Annotated in this window: 15 protein-coding genes; 4 read left to right on the top strand and 11 right to left on the bottom strand. The window is 68.8% G+C overall.

The genetic code is table 11. The features are described from left to right. Together DEJ35_RS14960 and DEJ35_RS14950 are read right to left on the bottom strand one after the other, a co-directional pair. Positions 1-384, bottom strand: a 384-nt coding sequence (locus DEJ35_RS14960; RefSeq protein WP_111193056.1) for a thioredoxin family protein, incomplete at its 3' end; no start/stop codon positions are given. A 400-nt stretch (positions 385-784) separates the two neighbouring features. Next, positions 785-1399 carry a TMEM175 family protein gene (locus DEJ35_RS14950; RefSeq protein ID WP_110862523.1) on the bottom strand — a complete coding sequence of 205 codons (615 nt, stop codon included), beginning with the start codon at positions 1397-1399 and terminating at the stop codon, positions 785-787. Positions 1400-1445: 46 nt separating this feature from the next. On the opposite strand from DEJ35_RS14950, the gene DEJ35_RS14945 reads away from it, so the two are divergent. Then, positions 1446-1664 carry a DUF1653 domain-containing protein gene (locus DEJ35_RS14945; protein ID WP_258370352.1) on the top strand — a complete coding sequence of 73 codons (219 nt, stop codon included), beginning with the start codon at positions 1446-1448 and terminating at the stop codon, positions 1662-1664. A gap of 68 nt (positions 1665-1732) precedes the next feature. Next, complete coding sequence (locus tag DEJ35_RS14940) at positions 1733-5248, top strand: TM0106 family RecB-like putative nuclease (RefSeq protein ID WP_111193054.1); 3516 nt, start codon at positions 1733-1735, stop codon at positions 5246-5248. Positions 5249-5371: 123 nt separating this feature from the next. Here DEJ35_RS14940 and DEJ35_RS17080 read toward each other — a convergent pair whose 3' ends face one another. From DEJ35_RS17080 to DEJ35_RS14910, 7 genes are all read right to left on the bottom strand, one after another. Continuing rightward, positions 5372-5947, bottom strand: coding sequence for a hypothetical protein (locus DEJ35_RS17080; RefSeq protein WP_146244814.1), 576 nt, complete (start codon positions 5945-5947; stop codon positions 5372-5374). Positions 5948-6050: 103 nt separating this feature from the next. Next, entirely contained in the window at positions 6051-7286 is a 1236-nt protein-coding gene (locus DEJ35_RS14935) for a DUF262 domain-containing protein (RefSeq protein WP_181435598.1), read from the bottom strand. 296 nt (positions 7287-7582) lie between these two features. Further along, positions 7583-8017, bottom strand: coding sequence for an SseB family protein (locus tag DEJ35_RS14930; RefSeq protein WP_181435597.1), 435 nt, complete (start codon positions 8015-8017; stop codon positions 7583-7585). A gap of 104 nt (positions 8018-8121) precedes the next feature. Further along, positions 8122-8925: an SDR family oxidoreductase gene (locus DEJ35_RS14925; RefSeq protein WP_111193051.1), complete on the bottom strand. Its 804-nt coding sequence runs from the start codon at positions 8923-8925 to the stop codon at positions 8122-8124. A 159-nt stretch (positions 8926-9084) separates the two neighbouring features. Next, positions 9085-9750, bottom strand: a complete 666-nt coding sequence (locus DEJ35_RS14920; RefSeq protein ID WP_111193050.1) for a GPP34 family phosphoprotein — start codon at positions 9748-9750, stop codon at positions 9085-9087. A 76-nt stretch (positions 9751-9826) separates the two neighbouring features. Further along, positions 9827-10633 (bottom strand): HNH endonuclease family protein, encoded by an 807-nt coding sequence (locus DEJ35_RS14915; protein ID WP_258378501.1) that lies wholly within the window; start codon positions 10631-10633, stop codon positions 9827-9829. A gap of 76 nt (positions 10634-10709) precedes the next feature. Next, entirely contained in the window at positions 10710-14087 is a 3378-nt protein-coding gene (locus tag DEJ35_RS14910) for a DEAD/DEAH box helicase (protein ID WP_146244812.1), read from the bottom strand. Between the two features lie 122 nt (positions 14088-14209). On the opposite strand from DEJ35_RS14910, the gene DEJ35_RS14905 reads away from it, so the two are divergent. Continuing rightward, the gene (locus tag DEJ35_RS14905) at positions 14210-14407 is read left to right on the top strand and encodes a hypothetical protein (protein WP_110862532.1); all 198 of its coding nucleotides are present in this window, start codon (positions 14210-14212) and stop codon (positions 14405-14407) included. Between the two features lie 116 nt (positions 14408-14523). After that, a complete protein-coding gene (locus DEJ35_RS14900; protein ID WP_111193047.1) occupies positions 14524-15507 on the top strand; it encodes a helix-turn-helix domain-containing protein in 984 nt (327 codons plus the stop codon). Positions 15508-15604: 97 nt separating this feature from the next. Here DEJ35_RS14900 and DEJ35_RS14895 read toward each other — a convergent pair whose 3' ends face one another. Together DEJ35_RS14895 and DEJ35_RS14890 are read right to left on the bottom strand one after the other, a co-directional pair. Beyond that, a complete protein-coding gene (locus DEJ35_RS14895; RefSeq protein WP_181435596.1) occupies positions 15605-16324 on the bottom strand; it encodes a D-alanyl-D-alanine carboxypeptidase family protein in 720 nt (239 codons plus the stop codon). Positions 16325-16744: 420 nt separating this feature from the next. After that, positions 16745-18178 (bottom strand): amino acid permease, encoded by a 1434-nt coding sequence (locus tag DEJ35_RS14890; protein ID WP_110862535.1) that lies wholly within the window; start codon positions 18176-18178, stop codon positions 16745-16747. Positions 18179-18244 lie beyond the last annotated feature (66 nt).

Raw genomic sequence — 18244 nt, 5'->3', positions numbered from 1 at the left:
GGGTGGGCCTCCGAAGCGGGTGCGAACGGTCCGGGAACCGTCGACGAGCAGGACCGTGGGGGTCTGCAGGACGCTGAAGCGGCTCGCCAGTCCGGGGTGCTCGGCGAGGTCGATCTCCAGCCGGGTGACGCCGTCGTGTCGGGCGGCGACGGAGTCCAGGTGCCGGGCCGTCGCGGGGCAGCGGGCGCAGGTCGGAGTGGAGAACTGGACGAGGGTGGCACGCGTGCCGAAGGCTGTCGGCGGGGCGAGGTCGGCGACCGTCCCGGCGTCGCCCGGTGCCGTCGTGGTCCGTGCGCGGCCGGTCTTCGCGCGCAGGAGCAGACCGAGCGCCGTGGCGAGTGCGAGGACTCCCACGAGCACGGCGACGGCCAGGATGGCGGTCATGCCGTGACGGTACGTGGTTCGGCAGCGTTCCGGGCCAACGTGACCGAACGTGACGGGGGCAGGTGTCGGGGCGGTTCGTCGGCCGTGGGCCGTGGGCCGTGGGCAGTGGGCCGCGGGCAGTGGGCCTCGGGCCTTTGGTCTTTGGTCTTTGGTCTTTGGTCTTTGGTCTTTGGTCTTGGGTCTTGGGTCTTGGGTCGTGGGTCTTGGGTCTTGGTCTTCGGTCTTTGGTCCTGGGGCTCCGGTCTTGGTTCGGGTCTCATCCGCTGTCGCTGGACCGACCTCTGCTTCGCTTGAATAGGCATACTTTTCAAGGCAACGGGCCACGGCTTGGCGGCGCGGTACCCGTCCCGCGTGGATGTCGGCGTGCGTCCCGCACGCCGGCGAACGGAACGCGCCGCGCTCAGACGCGTCGGAGCAGCCGGGCGACGGCGCCCTGCAACAGCAACAGCAGCGCCCAGAGCAGGCCGATGCTCGGGAACACCACCGACAAGACCAGCGCGGCCGACAGCAGTCCGGCGGCGATGAGCCCGCGCGCCGAGTCGCCCAGCGGGGTGGCGAGCAACTCGGGGTTCCGTCGGAGCACGAGTTCGATGGTGGTGAGCGCCAGGCTCGTCACGACCATGCTGCCGAGGTAGAGCGCGTGGGCCACACGGTCGTCGTTCTCGCCGCTGTTGAGCAGGTTGGCGGCGAACGGCAGGAACACGATGCTGATGAGCCAGACGAAGTTCAGCTGCATGATCCGCGGGTTGTAGGACCGGACGTGCTCGAACACCTGGTGGTGGAGGATCCAGAAGCGCGAGATCAACCAGAAGGTGATGAGGAACTCGAGTAGCGCGGGCCAGTGCTGGCGGAGCAGGTCGCCGGCGCTCTCGCCCGAGGTCATCTCGCTGGCGATGTCGACCAGCGGCAGGATCAACAGCGTGATGGCGATCGCGACGGTGGCGTCGGAGAAGTTCACCAGGCGGTCGAGTCCGCGGTCCGTGCGGGCGTGCTCGGTGCGTGCGTGCTCCGTCATGGGGTGAGTGTAGGGAGTGCACGGGCCGCCGCCCTAGCATCGGGGCGTGAGCTTCGACGTGACACCCGGGCGGTACCGGCACTTCAAGGGCAACGACTACGAGGTCGTCCTCGTCGCCCGTGACGTGGAGACCGAGGAGCCGGTGGTCGTGTACCAGGCGCTCTACGGCGATCGCGGACACTGGGTGCGTTCACTCGCCGACTTCACTGCACACGTCACCCGCGACGGGTACGACGGGCCGCGGTTCGTGCCGGTCGGCACCTGACAGCCCGAGCAACCGGTGTCGGCGCTCGCCCCTAGGCTTTCAGCGCACCGGAGAGCAAGGGGGAGCGCATGCAGATCGGCGTCGACGGGCATGTGCTGCTCAGCCCGAGTGACCTGAGCACGTGGTCGACCTGCGAGTGGGCGTTCCTCCGCCGGCTCGACGCCAAGCTCGGTCGCGGGGAAGCCCTGCCGGACGTGCACGACGACATGCTCGAGCGCACCGCCCGACTGGGGGACCAGCACGAGCTCGACTACCTCGACATCCTCAAGCAGACCCGCGACGTCGTCGAGTTCGACCGCCCCGCCCCGCCGGACTACGCACGCGCCGCCGCCGAAGCGCGCCAGGCCTTCGCCGACGGCGCCGACGTGCTGTACCAGCCGACGTTCCACGCAGCTCCGACGGCCGACGCCCCCGGGTTCATCGGCTTCGCGGACTTCATCATCCGCAACGACCGAGGCGAGTACGAGGTCTACGACACCAAGCTCGCCCGCCACGCCAAGATCAGCGCCCTGCTGCAGCTCGCCGCGTACGCCGAGCAGATGCAGGCGCACGGCATCCCGACCGGTCAGCAGGTGCACCTGGTGCTCGGCGACCGGACGACGACCACGCACGACCTCGCCGACATCGCGCCGGTGTACCGCACGCAGCGCGCCGAACTGCAGCGGGTCATCGCCGAGCGCATGGCCGCCGACGAGTCACTGCAGTGGGGTGACCCGCGCTACTCCTCGTGTGGCCGATGCGACGTCTGCTCAACCCAGGTCGCCGAACACCGCGACCTCGTCCTCGTCGCGGGCATGCGCCTGGACCAGCGCGCGAAGCTGATCAAGCACGAGGTGCGGACGATCGACGACCTGGCGGTCCGCACCCGGGCAGTGCCGGGCTTGTCCCGCGCGACGCAGGATCGGCTGGTGCGTCAGGCGAGCCTCCAGATCGAGACGGAAGGCGCCCGACGGAAGGGCGCCGACGGGCCGGACCAACCCGTCAAGCCGCGCTTCGAGGTCCTCGACGCCCGCGCGCTCGACGCGATCCCGGCACCCGACCCGGGCGACGTGTTCTTCGACTTCGAGGGCGACCCGCTGCACACCGAGGACGGCGTGCACTGGGGCCTCGACTACCTGTTCGGCCTGGTCGACGACCGCGCCGAGTTCACCGCGTTCTGGGCACACACGATCCGCGACGAACGCACCGCGCTCGAAGGCTTCCTCGCCTTCATCGATGAGCGCCGCCAGCGGTACCCCGGCATGCACATCTACCACTACGCGGCCTACGAGCGGACGCACCTGCTGTCCCTCGCGGCCCGGCACGGCGTGGGTGAGGACGCCGTCGACGATCTGCTGCGAGCCGGCGTCCTGGTCGACCTGTACCCGATCGTCCGCAAGGCCCTGGTCGTCGGCAGCCACAGCTACTCCATCAAGAAGCTCGAGCCGCTGTACATGGGGTCGGACCTGCGCGAGGGCGACGTCACGAACGCCGCGGACAGCATCACCGCCTACGTCGACGCGATCGAGGAACTCCGGAACGGCGACGCCGCCGAGGGGCAGCGGATGCTCGACCAGGTCGCCGACTACAACGCCTACGACTGCCGCTCGACCCTGCGCCTGCGCGACTGGCTCCGTTCGCTGCGCACCGACGACCCCGACGCCGCCGACCCGGCGCTCGAGCTCGAGGTCCCACCGATCCCCGTCGAGCGCGAGCCCAATCCGGTGTACGTCGCCCTGGCTGCGCAGCTGGAGGACGTCGACGCCCTCGACCGGACGCCCGACCAGACTGCGTTGGCGCTCGCCGCGGCCGCGATCGACTACCACCGCCGCGAGGCCAAGACCTTCTGGCAGGACCACTTCGACCGCCTGCGGAACCCGGTGGACGACTGGGCCGACACGCGTGACGTCCTGGTCGTGGAGCGTGCGTCCGTCGAGCGCGACTGGGACACGCTGCCGCGTGCCCGCTCGCAGTCGCGGGAACTCCGGTTGTCGGGGACGCTCGCGCCCGGTTCGCGGCTCCGGCCTGGAGGCACACCCCACCTGGTCTACGACGACCCACTTCCGCCATCGGTCGCCTCCCCGGGCCCCGGGTCGAAGGGTGCGTCGTCGCGCGCCGTGATCGTGGACGTGTGGGACAACGGCGATGCCGTCGAGGTGCTCCTGAAAGAGGGACTTCCTGTCGGTGGCGAGCCGCACCACGAGTTCCCCGTGGCCCTCGCCCCGTCGGCGCCGCCCCGCGTGAAGCCCCAGCCCGAGGCGATCGCGTGGTGGGGTCAGGCCGTGCTCGACGAGTTGCCGGCGATGCTGCCCGACCCTGCGCTCGACCTGCTGCGCCGGGTGCCCCCTCGTGGCCCGATCGTCCCGGTGCAGGGCGACGACACGGTGTCGGCCGTCGTGTCGACCCTGCTCGGTCTCGACCGGTCGTACCTGGCGATCCAGGGCCCTCCCGGCACGGGCAAGACCTACGTCGGCTCGAACGTCGTCGCCCGGCTCGTCCGCGAGTACGGCTGGCGCGTCGGGGTCGTCGGACAGTCCCACGCGACGTCGGAGAACTTCCTGACCTCGGTCGTGAACGCCGGCGTCCCCGCGGACCGGGTCGTGAAGGTGCCGAAGTCCGGCGCGACCGAGGACGAGCTCGACGCCGCAGCCTGGACCCCCGTGAAGAACGGCGCCGCGGTCGCCGCGTTCCTGTCCTCGTGCGAGGCCTCGGGCACGGGCGGTGTCGTCGGGGGCACGGCGTGGACGTTCGCGAACGAGTCGACGATCGAACGCCGTTCCCTCGACCTGCTCGTGGTGGACGAGGCCGGACAGTTCTCCCTCGCCCCGACCATCGCCTCGTCGGTCGCCGCGACCCGGCTCCTGCTGCTCGGCGACCCCCAGCAGCTGCCCCAGGTGTCGCAGGGTTCGCACCCCGAGCCCGTCGACGAGTCCGCGCTCGGCTGGCTCGCCGACGGACAACACGTCCTGCCGCCCGAGTTCGGGTACTTCCTCGCCCGCACTCGCCGCATGGAGCCCGCGCTGACCGAATCCGTCTCGGCCCTGTCCTACGACGGGCAGCTGGCCTCGATGGTCTCCGGCAGGTACCTCGACGGCATCGACGCCGGGGTGCACCCCGTGCCCGTCGTGCACACGGGCAACACGACGTCCTCTGCTGAAGAGGCCGCCCGGGTCGTCGCGCTCGTCGGTGAGGTCATCGGCCGCACATGGACGGACGGTTCCGACAATCGAGCGCTGACGGACGAGGACGTCATCGTCGTGGCGCCGTACAACGCGCAGGGGGCGCTGATCCGGCAGGAGCTCGACCGCGCGGGCTACACAGGCACCCAGGTCGGCACGGTCGACCTGTTCCAGGGCCGCGAGGCCGTCGTGTCGATCGTGTCCCTGGCGGCGTCGAGTGCGGCGGACATCCCGCGCGGCCTCGACTTCCTGCTCATGCCGAACCGGTTGAACGTGGCGATCTCGCGGGCGAAGTGGGCGGCGTACCTCGTGCACTCGCCGGCGCTGACGACCGGGCTGCCCCCGTCGATCGCGGGCCTGTCCCTGCTGTCCCGGTTCATCGAGCTCGTCCAACCCCAAAACGGCACCCCCGCGTGTCGCTCGTGATTTTCTCCGGAAGACGGCGTCGATAAGGGGTCGCTTCGGGTCGATACTCACATCGAGTAGAACGCGCCTTCCAGCTGAAGCAGGACGTGCCTCGATCACAGGCATCGACGATGTTTTTTGCCATTACCTATTTGGCAGGAGTAATTTTGCTTGATAGCGATCGATTGACTCTAGACCGGGCAGTAGTTGCCTTATTCTCTGTTCCTCCGCCGAGCCAGATGGCCACTGATTGGCTCCCACCTCCCCAGCGCCATGAGCGACATCGCCCCGCTCGACGCCAAAGTTGTTCATCAAGTCGAGGAACGCTGGAGGATACCACGCCGGTCGATAACCTAGAGGGCCTAGAATCATATTCAGATTGGAAGCTTTGAGTCCATTATTGAGGTCGACACGTTTTCGCTGGCTGCGCTCGGTTTTCTCGATCTCTCCCAGTGATATGCCCGCGAGATCGCCAGCTCCGTACACGGGGTAAATGTAGCCCCCTGCCTTCCTCTTGTCACTGAGGCTCATAAGTCTTTCATGCACTAACAGATGATGAAGGGCATGAGTGATTAAGGAGCGATTCTTGTACATATCGACCGATACGTCCAGGATGTTCTCAGCTATGCGTTGAAGAAAGGCTTGGACCTCCGAGTGTGCTAACACGCGGTAGGCGTGTATTGCGTCGACGTCATCCTGCGATTCCGGAACATCCTTCATCTTGAGAGCGATCCTCAACCGCTTTAAGCGGAGTTGAAGCAACAGTAGCTGCCGAGCCCTTTGCTCCGGTACTTTGATAGCAGATCCCAAAGAAATCAGCACTCTAGCGCTTACCCTTCGGGGGTAGCGCGAAAATAGGCGCAGTGATCGCTTCCTCGTCCCATTGAATGCCCAGCGCGGAACTCAGCGCTGCTCCCCACTTATCGATCCGGCCGTTGAGGGCCTCGTTGGTCTTTGTTGTGGCTGTGAGGAAGGCGGAAAATTGTTGGTCAGAGCGGGATAGGTCTTCGAAGGCGCCGACCACGCGGTCCTTCTGGGCAACGGCCGCCCTCCGGACCTCTGGAAGCGTGAGATGCCAGGTGATGGCGTCAAAGACGGCGGCGTTGAAGCGCGGAAGGTACTTACCTCGGTTGCCGTCAAATCGCAAAAAGGCGCGTTCCCCGAAGATGTCAAACGCGGCTTTGACCGAAGCGTCCAGTTGGTCAAGCAGAACATCAATCGTGTCTTGGATTTCAAAGAATGCGCTGTTGCCGCCTTGGAGGACTCGGTCTAGAAATTGTTTCAAATCGCCGCCGTATTCCGGGCGATTGGTCCGTATTCCAATGTATCGAAGGAGTGTTTCGGCGTCCCTCAGGCGAAAGTCCGGCTCTTGTAGGCGCCGCGCGCGTTTCACGCCCGTACGTAGAGCGCTTTGCTCGTTGATGTAGTTGGTGAATGGGCCAGGATATATTGACTGTCGAAGTTCGTGAGATGCGAGTGGAACGGCGGCCTTGTTCAATCTTGAAAAAATCAAATGCAGCAGGGATGGGCTGCGCCAGTTGCGCACCACGACTGTGCGAATAGGTTGAGACTGGAGGCTGCCGAGGTGGCGGCGAAGCTCTTTGCTCCCCCTGAGATCATCGATCGTTTTGCCGTTCAGTTGCTCGCTAAGGAGTTCCAGGCCCTGAAGGCGTAATGGGTCGGTGTTCGAGAAAAATGTTTTAATCGCAGTCAAGCGCTGCTTGCCGTCCAGGACGTAAAACTGTCCGGGATTCGACTTGCTTTCGGCCAGTACAAGTGGCGGAATAGGAAGGCCTAGGATTAGCGACTCAATGAATAGGCTCTGACGTGCCGCGTTCCAGGCTACTCGCCTCTGGAAGGGTGGGCTTGTGACCAGAATTCCCGTTGAGTCGGGGTCTAGCGGGTCGGCGTCGATTTGATCGACGATTGTGCTGACGTTCCAGTCCAGCGGGTAGACGACCGCACCAAGGACGTCTTCCGACGTCAGCGTCCCTGGATCCTCGTACGCGTCGTCAAAGTCATCGATGGGGTTTAGATCGAACTCGACGGTTCCGGCCACTAGGTTCTCCTCGCCTCTGATCCAAGACTAGCGAACTGACAAGCCCTCGTGTTGCACCGTTTGGTTGCCCGCTGGCTTGCACGGCAAGGCTCCCGAACCCACGCCGTTTTTTCTCAGGGGGCATCGATCGCCCGGCCTCGCTACTGTTTCGTTGCGACCGTGATGGGAGCATGGGCGGGCTGGTTGGGCCTACCGGCTCCAGCTCCGAGCGGGGAACGCGCGGGGCCGCTGAGCCGGCCTTCGGTCCCACGCGGGTTCGTCTCGACCGAACGATCGCGCGGCATGGATGGCGCATGTCAGTTCGTGCCGGCGGAATCCTCTTTTGTGTCACCGACAGAGCCGCGACCCTGCGCCCGCATCTGAGCGAGGACGTCCGCGTGCAGGAAGTTCGCCTCGGCCGCGCTCGTGGGGTCGACCACGATGCCGAACTCTTCGGGGAGCGCGGACACGAGCTCGGACATCGGCACCGGACGTCCCTCGGCGTCGGGCAGGCCGGCGGCGAGTTCGTCCGGGTCGGTGAAGACGGGCACGAACGGCTTGTCCCGGATCATGACGTGGGCGACGCTGCCGGCCTCCGGAGTGCCCGCCGCCTTCCAGGGGACCCACGCCGCGCTGCGCAGGAAGCCCGCGGGCGAGGCTGCCATCCTCCGTCGGAGTTCGGCAGCAGCGGTCGGCGGGGCCTTGTCGACGCCTCGGCCGAAGGCTGATCCGTTCGTCTCATCGGTACTCACGCCAACCATGCTGTCACGGTCGGCGGACACGGCGGGGCCGAGCCGCGCCTCCAGGCCGATGCCCTGCGCACGCGGACGTGGGCCGGGCGTCGGAGGTGACGGTCTCAGTACGCGGCCGACTGCCCGCCGTCGATCGGGACGACCGTCGCGTTGACGTAGGACGCGTCGTCGGACAGCAGGAAGGCGACGACGGCGGCGATCTCGGGGGCCTCGCCGTAGCGCTTGGTCGGGTTGACCTGGATGAACTCCTCGGCGGCCTTGCGCGGGTTCTCCGCGTCGAGCTGCTTCATCGAGTTCTCGACCATGGGCGTCCAGATGGCTCCGGGGGCGATGGCGTTGATGCGGATGCCGTAGCGGCCGTACTCGACAGCCGAGTTGCGGGTGAGGCCGACGACGCCGTGCTTGGCGGCCGCGTACCCGGACTGGTTGCCGATGCCGCGGATGCCGCCGACGCTCGCGGTGTTCACGACCATGCCGGAGCCCTGCTCGCGCATGACCTTGAGCACCTTCTCGAGCCCGAGGAACACGCCGCGCAGGTTGATCGACACGACGCGGTCGAACTCGGCGGCGGTGAACGACTCGGTCGGGTTCTGCTTGCCCTCGATGCCAGCGTTGTTGAAGAAGCCGTCGATGCGGCCGAAGCGCTCGGTCGTGGCGGTGACGTAGGCGTCGACCTGGGCCTCGTCGGACACGTCGGCGACGGTCGTCAGGACCTGCGCGTCAGGGGTGGCTTCGAGTACGGCGGTCTTCGTCGCCTCGAGCCCCTGCTCGGAGACGTCGACCAGTGAGAGCGCAGCGCCCTCGGCGGCCAGGCGGACAGCGGTCGCGCGGCCGAGGCCGGAGCCGCCGCCGGTGATGAGGACGACGCGGTCGGCGAAGCGGGTGGGGCCGGTGGTGGTTTCGGGCATGGTGGAGGCCTCCTGAGGTCTTCGACGGTGAAGGGCTCGGGGTCCGCGGTGGGGCAGCGAGTCCGATCGATGCATCTGCATCGAGATACCTACACTACACCTGTCGTTTAACGACGGGGTCAGCAGGCGTCCAGCACCCGCACCATCACGCTGCCGACCTCAGCTCGTGACGATCGAGGTCGTCGTTGCCATGGTCGCCGCCATGATGACGACCATCGTCGCGGCCTCGATCTCCTCGAGCACCGCCTTCACCGCCGGGCTCGCCCAGGTGCCCGAGGTGATCTCCTTGACCAGGTCCTTGTCGACGGCACAGAACTGCTTGCGCAGGGTGTTCGTCGCGTCGAGCAAGCCGATGACCGCGGCGGAGAACGGCGTGGGTCCTGCCCGGCCAGCCAGCACGTCCGCGATGCCCGATCGCAGCAGCGCCTCCGGGGCTCCGTCCCGCTCCGGGTGCTTCGTGGTGGGGAAGAGGCCGAGCACCTTCCCCAGCTCGACGCTGATGACGCCGCGCTCGACGAGTCCGGCGAACACGTCGTCGCGCAGCTGGCGCTTGCCGAGTCGGCTCACCCACCACTTCGCCTTGCGTGGTGCACCGGCCGCCGCGATGGAGCCGACCACGCCGTCGAGCACGGGGTCACCCGTTGCGGCGCCGTTCACGACGGCGACGAGTCCGTCCTGCAGCGAGACGGCGCCGCGCAGCGCGAGGTCGGCGAGGACCGCCCCCGCGAGACCCGTGTCGAGCGTCGAACCATCGAGAGCGTGGCGTCCGTCGGGCTCGACCTGCAGGAGCGCGAACGCCTGTGGGACCGTGAGTTGCTGAGCCATGCCCGCAGCCTGCCACGCGGCGCGGAGGTGCGCCGGGCCTCCGAGCCGACACCCAGCGGCGGCAGCCAGCTCGACGTCAGCAGGCGTCCAGCACCCGCACCATCGCGTCCCGCTCCGCCGGAGCCACCCACAGGCGGTACTTCGCCTTCACCGTGACCTGGTGCTCGATGTAGGTGCAGCGGAACGCCTTGTTCGCGGGGAGCCAGGTCGCCGCGTCGCCGGAGCCCTTCTGCGAGTTGGACCGGCCGTCGACGGCGAACAGGTTCACCGGGTCGTTCGCCAGCGCCTGCCGGTCGGTCTCGGTGAGCCGCTGGGCTCCGGTGCGCCAGGCGTTCTCGAGCGCGACGACGTGGTCGATCTGCACGAGCGTCGACGTCGTGTTGCCGCGCACGAAGTCCACCGTCGCACCGGTGTACGGCGAGACGAGGGTGCCCGTGAGGACCTTGCAGCGGCCCTCGCGGGTGATGCCGGCGAGGTCGCGGGCGAGGACGTCGTTCCGGGTGTCGCACCCGTTCTGGTCGACGTCGAGCCAGGCGCTGCCGAAGTCGCCGGTGCGGTCGTAGCCGGTGCCGGCTGCTTTGCCCTTGACGGGCAGGTCGGCGAGCTGCGTGCGTGCGCGGACCGCGTCGGCGTCGGTTCCGCGGCTGACGGTCGGACTGGAGGCGGCGGTCGCCCCCGACGCCGCCTGCTGCGGTCCGATGGTGGTCGTCTCCCCGGCCGTGGGGCCGCCCGCCGCGGTCGTTCCCCCCTTGGTCGTGCCCGCCGCGTCGGCGTCCGGTCCGAGGACGCCGGACGCATCGAGCGCGTACCCGCCGACGGCGAGGGCCAGGACGACGAGGACGGAGGTCAGGATGATGCGGCTGCGGCGTCGGTGGGACGTCATGCGGTGGGACTCCAGGTGGTGCGGGGCGGAACGGTGGTGCGGGGCGGAACGGTGGTGCGGCGGTGTGCGCAGCGGATCAGGTCAGCAGGGAGCGGATGTCGTCGGCGGTCAGGTCGTCGGCGAACAGGGCGTCGTCGTCGATCATCGTGGCGAACAGCTCGGCCTTGCGCGCGGCCAAGGCGAGGACCTTCTCCTCGATGGTGTCCTCGGCGATGAACCGTTGGACGCTGACCGACCGGGTCTGCCCGATGCGGTGCGTGCGGTCGACGGCCTGGGACTCGGCGGCGGGGTTCCACCACGGGTCGAGCACGAACACGGTGTCCGCCTCGGTCAGGGTGAGCCCGAACCCGCCGGCCTTCAACGAGATGAGGAACGCCGGGGCCGTGCCCTGCCGGAAGCGCTCGATGACCTCCGGGCGCTTGCGAGTGGATCCGTCGAGGTACTCGTAGCCGATGCCGCGGGCGTCGAGGGCGTCGGACACCATCCGCAGGAACGAGGTGAACTGGCTGAACACCAGGGCGCGACGGCCCTCCGCGGCGAGCTGCTCGAGTTCGTCGAGCAGCAGGTCGAGCTTGGCGGAGGGGATCTGAGGTGCGGAACCGTCCGAGTCGCTCGCCGGCGTCGACACCAGCGCCGGCGACAGCGCGAGCATCCGCAGCAGCGTCAGCGACCGGAACACGATCATCCGGTTCTTCGACAGGTCGTCGATCAGGTCGAGGACCTTCAGGCGCTCCCGGTTCAGGGTGCGCTCGTACAGCTCCCGGTGCGCGGGGTCGAGCGTGACCCGGACGACCTGTTCCTGCTTCGGCGGCAGGTCGGCCGCGACGGCTTCCTTGGTGCGGCGGAGCATGAGCGGCCGGATCCGTCGGCGCAGCCGCCCGGTGAGTTCCTGCCGGGCCTCGCCGCGGAGCTCGGGCGACGCGAGGGGCTTCACGTAGTCGTCGCCGAACCGGGTCCAGGTGGACAGCAGCCCGGGCGCGACGATGTGGAACAGTGCCCACAGGTCGGTCAGTCCGTTCTCGAGCGGCGTGCCGGTGATCGCGAACTTCACCGGTGCCTGCAGCTCCGAGGCCACACGGTGGGTCTGGGACTGCGGGTTCTTCACGAACTGGGCCTCGTCGAGCACCAGCGCCGACCACGGCAGGTCGGTCCAGGCGCGGGCGTCGAGCCGGAGCAGCGCGTACGAGGTGACGACCACGTCCGACGCAGCGGCGGTCCGGGCAACGAGCCCCGGGTCCTTCAACGACGTCGAGGTCACCGTCGCGACCCGCAGCGACGGCACGAACTTGGCCGCTTCGGCGGCCCAGTTGCCGACGACCGAGGTCGGTGCGACGACCAGGAACGGGGGCGCGTCGGGCTTCGCGGCACGACGTGCGGCGACCATCGCGAGCACCTGCAGGGTCTTGCCGAGGCCCATGTCGTCGGCGAGCACCCCGCCGATGCCGTGCGTCAGCAGGAACGACAGCCACGCGTACCCGGCGTGCTGGTACGGCCGCAGGTCGGCGTGCACGGTGTCCGGCACGGGGACGTCACCCGGGGGAGCCGCCCCGAGCAGCCCCGAAGCGATCGCCTGCCACCGCTCGTCGTGCGAGGTCTCGTCGGCCAGCAGGTCGAACTCCGACCACAGCCCGGCGTGCAGGGGCGTGACGGCGATCGGCTGGTCGGGCTCCCACTCGTCCAGGTCGCGGGCCTCGTCGATGAGCTCCTTGAGTCGGTCGAACGCGGGGTCGGCGAGCGACAGGTACGAGTTGTCGACGAGCTTCAGCCGTCGCTGCCGACCAGCGAGCGCGGTGAGCAACGGCGTGAAGGGGATCTGCTTGCCGTTGACGCTGACGATGATGCCGAGGTCGAACCAGTCGTGCTTGTCCGACGGCATCGTCGTGACACGGATGTGCGGCCGCCCGCTCAACCGCTCGTAGTCGAGCCGCTCGCCCTGCACGACGGTGCGGACGCCGAGCGACGGCAGCTCGGGCAGGAACTCGTTCGCGAACACCGCGACGTCGGCCCCGTCGATGGTGCCGTCCTGGAACCAGTCCAGTCCGCCACCGGGTCCGGCGGGGCGGACGGGAGGCCCGGCCTGCGTCACGTCGTCGTCCGGCGTCGTCGCCGTGGTCGGCTCCACGGCCGCGGCCGGATCGTCGGCGGCACGGAGCCCGGACAGTTCGGGGAGCGGACCGTGCAGGGACACCGGGTCCTTCCGGCCGTCGACGTGCCAGCGCCAGTGCAGGTGCACGCGGTCGTCAGTGCGGGGTGCCCGGGCCGGCTCGAAGGTCGCGGTGAGCACGAGCTCGGGCGGGGTGCGCTCGGGCAGCTCCACCGAGCCGTCGGAGCTGACCAGGCCGAGGGCGCCGCGCAACCGGGGCGACCAGTCGGCCAGGAACTCGTCGACCTCGGCGGTCGGCACGGTGATCCGGGTGCCCTCGACGAGCATGCGCCGCTGGTCCTCGGGCACCGGCGCCGGGGTCGGTGCGACGGCCACCGTGAACTCGGGGCTCTCGCGGAACACGTACACGCCGTGGTCGCCGATCATCCGCGCTGCTCCGGGCACCACGGGCCGGCCGTCGAGCACGGCACTCGCGCCGATCACCACGGCGTCGTCGTGTCGGGCGACGTCGAGCAGCACCTGGGCCTGCGTGCCGAGCACCGCACCGCCCTCGCGCTTGCCAGTGACGAAGGCGATGTCGAGCGCCGCGGCCTGCTGCAGGAGCGGCCAGAGCAGGGGACTCCGGAAGTCGTCGAGGTGCAGCCAGTCGCTCTCACCCGGCAGGCCCGCGAGCTGCCCGGCACGGTGCAGGGCGGCGAGCTGCAGGAACCAGGCGTGCTGCTCGGCCCCGACGCCGAGCCGGTTCTGCGAGTAGGGGAGCGTGCCCCAGGTCAGCTGCCCGCGCACCCAGTTGCCGGCGTCGCTGCGGGTCACCGGCCGGACCCCGAGCCGCACGCTGCGGGACGGCGACGGGAGGGCGCGGCCGGCGGCACGGGCGCGCGAGGCGAGCTTGGCGGGGACCGCGTCACGCAACTCGAACTGCAGTCCCATCCGGGTGCCCTGCGGGGTGGGCGCCCGTTCGTCGTCACCGGCGAGGCGGGCGAGGTCGTGCCTCCAGTCCGAGGGCGGCGGAGCCGGCGTCTCCGGGCGTGGGCCGGCGTTCGCGGCGAGGGCGCGGGCGTTGATGGTGAGGAGCGCGGCCGCGACGTGCTTGCAGTCGCCGCCGAGCGGGCAACTGCAGGTGCTGCGGACCGGGCGGACGAAGTCGCCGCGTGCCGGGGTGGTGTCGACGCGGAGTTCGTACGGGTCGTCGGCGGTGCCGGACACGACCGCGGTGACCGTGCCGTCGTCGTCGTGCCAGGTGGCGTCGTCCACCAGGCCGGCGCGGACGACGTCGCGTGCGCGGCCGAAGGTCTGCGGCCCGACGAAGCGGATGACGTCGACGGCGTCGATCATCGGGGCAGCAGGCACGGGACCATCGTGCCAGCCACCACCGACGATCCGCGCCGCCACTCTGTGCGCCGCACATGCGACAGGACTACCGTCCAACTCGGAGCGCGACGACAGCGGTCCACGGAATCGATTGGAACCTCATGCCGGACCGACTGCGGTGGGTACGCGACTCAGCCGACCACTGGAACGGGTTGCTCGACTCCGAGGTCGTGTGCGACATCACCCGCACTGATTCGTACACCGTCGATTCCCCGGACCACTCGTTGACCGGCGGGCACTCGTCGTTCGAGAGCGCAGCGGCGCAGGTGCACGGCTGGGTTCGCTGGACCGGCCGTTAGGCCGCGGAACGCAACCTGGTTGTAGGACCACCCGCTGCTCCCTAGCGTGAGAGGGCAGGCCGGGGACCACCCGGAGGTGACCACACCGCTCTGCTCCAGGAGAGAGAGGTGTTCCCATGACCGACACGACCGAGTCGCAGTCGCCTGCCCACCTGCCTGCTCCACCACGTTCGCTCGTCGCCGTGGCCGGCCAGGACACCGACGAAGCCATCAGCTCGCTCGCTGGCATGTACGCGGGCAAGTCCTGGTACTCCCGCGCCCTCGACCAGGACTACTGGTTCAAGTACGTCGGCGTCGGTGACGAACGGCTGAGCATCCGCCGTTCCCAGATGCACGGGTACCTGCGCGGTGACGTCGCCACCGAGGGCGAGGTCGTCGTGCAGTGGCTCGAGCGCGGTGAGGCCCGCGTCGACGTCGGCCGGGACGAGGTCCGCATGCAGCCGGGCATCCCCACCATGTTCCCCGTCGAGCGCCGGTTCGAGATGGAGTACCAGGACTGGGACCAGCGCCTGGTGCACCTGCGCCGCGACCTGGTGCTCGACGTCGCCGCCGAGGACCACCTGGTCGACGGCACCATGGCGTTCGACACCACCGCGGCGCCGGACCCCGCCGCCGTCGGACTCTGGCGCACCGCCGTGTCGGGGGCGCTCCGGGCCCTCCGCGAGGAGGGTGAGGGGTCCCTCGCCTGGCACGAGGCGCAGCGCGACGTCGCCCGTGCGCTGTTCCGGATCTACCCGCTGCAGGCCGAACGGTTCCCCGCCGGCTACGGCACCCGCAGCGACGGACGCCTCCGGGCCGCGGTCGAGTTCATCCAGGCGCACGCGCACGAGCCCCTGACCGTCGCCGACATCGCGCAGGCCGCGGGGCTGAGCATCCGCGGGATCCAGGAGTCGTTCCAGCGGGCGTTCGAGCGCTCGCCGATGACGTACCTGCGCGAGGTGCGGCTCGGACGGGTCCACGAGGAACTTCGGATCCTCGACCCGCAGGCGACCTCGGTGGCGGACGTCGCGCGGCGCTGGGGCTTCGCGCACATGGGGCGGTTCGCGTCGGTGTACGCGAACCGGTTCGGGGAGTACCCGCGGGAGACGTTGCGGCGCTGAGGGCGGCTCGTCGTCAGCACAGTGCGCCCATGCCGTTCACCCGACGACGAGGAAGGCCCCCGTCGATCGTCGACGGGGGCCTTCTTTCCGATCGGTGCTAGTTGATCTCGCTGACGAGGACCGCGCGGTTCCTCCGAGCGACCGCGAGCAGCCCCTCGACGTTGGTGGCGCTCTGGATCGCGACCGGCTCGCCGTACTGCGCGACCAGGGCCGCGCGGAGGTTGCCGAGCGAACCGGACAGGTTGTAGGTCGACTTGAGCTCGTTGAAGAACTCGGTGTTGATCTCGATGCCGGTCATCTCGCCGATGAGCCAGGTGCGTCCGTTGTTGGTGATGAGCTTCATGTCTGATGCGTCCTGTTCTGTTCCTGGCGGCGGTGTGGGTTCTTCTGCCTGGTATGAGCCGTCGTACTCGAAGTGCCAGGCTTCGCGTGAGCTGAAGCCGTTCCCGGTCGGCTGCCACCCGTAGGTTGGCGCGTTCGCGTCCATCCAAATCTTCTGGGGCGTGCCGTAGTCGTCCACGGAACTGGCGAAGTCGCAAGCCAGAGCCCACCCGTGGATCGATGTGCCCGGAGGCGCTGCGAGCGGGCCGGTGCCGGCCTGGTACTCCTGGTAGAGCTTCTCCTGGCGTGCGAGATCGCGGTACGCCTCGGTGATCACGAGCGCGGTGCCGAACTGCCTGGTGAAGGCTGCGTTCAGGTCTCGCCAGGCGAGGGCGGCGTCTGGCCGGAGGAACGGCTGGCCAGTCGAGGTCGGCACCGCTTCGAGCACGGACGTCGGGATCTGGCCGTTCTGGTAACCGCCCCACTCACCCGCCACGGCGGCAGCTCGCGAGGACGGAGCACCTTCCGGCTTCGACCTGTCCAGGTTTGCCAGGTTGTCCGGCGTTGCGCCGAAAGCACGGTCTGCCGTGAGCACGCTGCTCCCGGCGAGCGCGCTCGCGACGGCGAACATCAGGACCTGACGTCGGCTGGCTCCCGCGGGTGGTGGTTCGAGATTGACGGATGGATGGACGTCGTCGACGTCGGCCATTGGTGCTCCCCTCAGGAGTCACGTCATTCGTGACCCCCGATCAGGTTGCCAGTTGGTAGACAGATTGGTGGACCCCAGTTTGGGGGTCATGCGGCGGCCCGCGCGCCGACGACGAGCGGCGTGCCGAGAGCAGCGAGAGTGCGTGTGCGGAACATGGATCCCGTTCACTGAGCGAGCACCCGGCAGGTCCTCCCGGGCGTCGGGTGCTCAGTCGCGCAGGGGCTTACCGCCGGTCACCTCGCCCGTCGCCAACTTGCTGTGGCGTCGTGAGTACCCGAAGTACACCCCGAGCCCGATCGCGAACCAGATCGCGAACCGCACCCAGGTCTCCCACTGCAGGAACGTGACGAGCCACAGCGACGCGATGACGCCGATGATCGGGATGACGGGCATGAACGGCAGCCGGAACTGGCGATCCAGGTCGGGCTGCCGGTAGCGCAGCACCACCACGGCCGAGCACACCACGACGAACGCGAGCAGGATGCCGATGTTCGTGAGCTCGGCGACGACACCGATGGGCAGCACCCCGGCCAGGATCGCCGACGCGATGCCGAGGATCCAGGTCACGCGGGTCGGCACGTGCCGCTTCGGGTCGGTCTTCGCGAACCACTTCGGCATCAGACCGTCGCGGCTCATCGAGAACCAGACGCGTGAGGCACCGAGCATGAACGTCACCAGCACCGTGACGATGCCGACGATGGCACCGATCGCGATGACGTTGGCGACACCGCCGAGGCCGACGGACGCGAACGCCGACGAGAAGCCCGACGCCGGGTCGATGTCGGTGTACTTCTGCATCCCGGTGAGCACGAGGGTCGCCAGGACGTACAGCACCATCGAGATGCCGAGGGACAGCAGGATCGCCTTCGGCATGTGCTTGCGGGCGTCGGTGGACTCCTCGGCCGCGGTGGACATGGCGTCGTAGCCGAACACGGCGAAGAACACGGTCGCGGCACCGGTCATCACGCCGCCGAAGCCGAACGGGAAGTACGGGGAGTAGTTCGCACTGTTGATGTGGAACACGCCGAGCACGACGATGAGCACGACGAGCGCCACCTTGATGCCGACGGCGACGAACTCGAACCGGGCGGCGCTGCGGATGCCGCGCGTCAGCACGAACGCGGTGAGCAGGCACAGCGCGATCGCGAAGACGTCGATCACGTGCCCGTCACCGGTGCCCGGGGCGCCGAGCATCCACGCGGGCAGGTCGATGCCGAACTGGCCGACCAGGAACCCCACGTAGCCGGAGATGCCGATCGCGACCACCGCCACGATCGCCGTGTACTCGAGCAGCAGGTCCCAGCCGATGAACCACCCGACGATCTCGCCGAGCACCGCGTAGCCGTACGTGTACGCGCTGCCGGCCTTCGGGATGAGCCCCGCGAACTCGGCGTACGACAGGGCAGCGGCGGCGCTCGCGACCCCGGCGACCAGGAAGCTGATCAGCACCGCGGGCCCGGCGACGCCGTTCGCGACGGTGCCGGCGAGGGTGAAGATGCCGGCGCCGATGATGCCGCCGATGCCGATCGCGGTGAGCTGCCACAGACCGAGGTGCCGTTTCAGGCCGTCCTCGCCCCCGGCCTCGTCATCGATCGTGTCGATGGGCTTCCGTCGGAACAGGGTGCGTGTCGTCGTCGTCACCCGCCCATGGTGCACCCGGAGGCGGTCGCGCGCACGTGCGGGCTGTGGGTGTTCGGGCGGCTGGCT

The sequence above is a fragment of the Curtobacterium sp. MCPF17_051 genome, from assembly GCF_003234595.1.
GTDB classification, from domain to species: Bacteria; Actinomycetota; Actinomycetes; order Actinomycetales; family Microbacteriaceae; genus Curtobacterium; species Curtobacterium flaccumfaciens.
The sequence above is the reverse complement of the archived record's forward strand: the minus strand, read 5'-3'. Positions and strand labels throughout refer to the sequence as shown.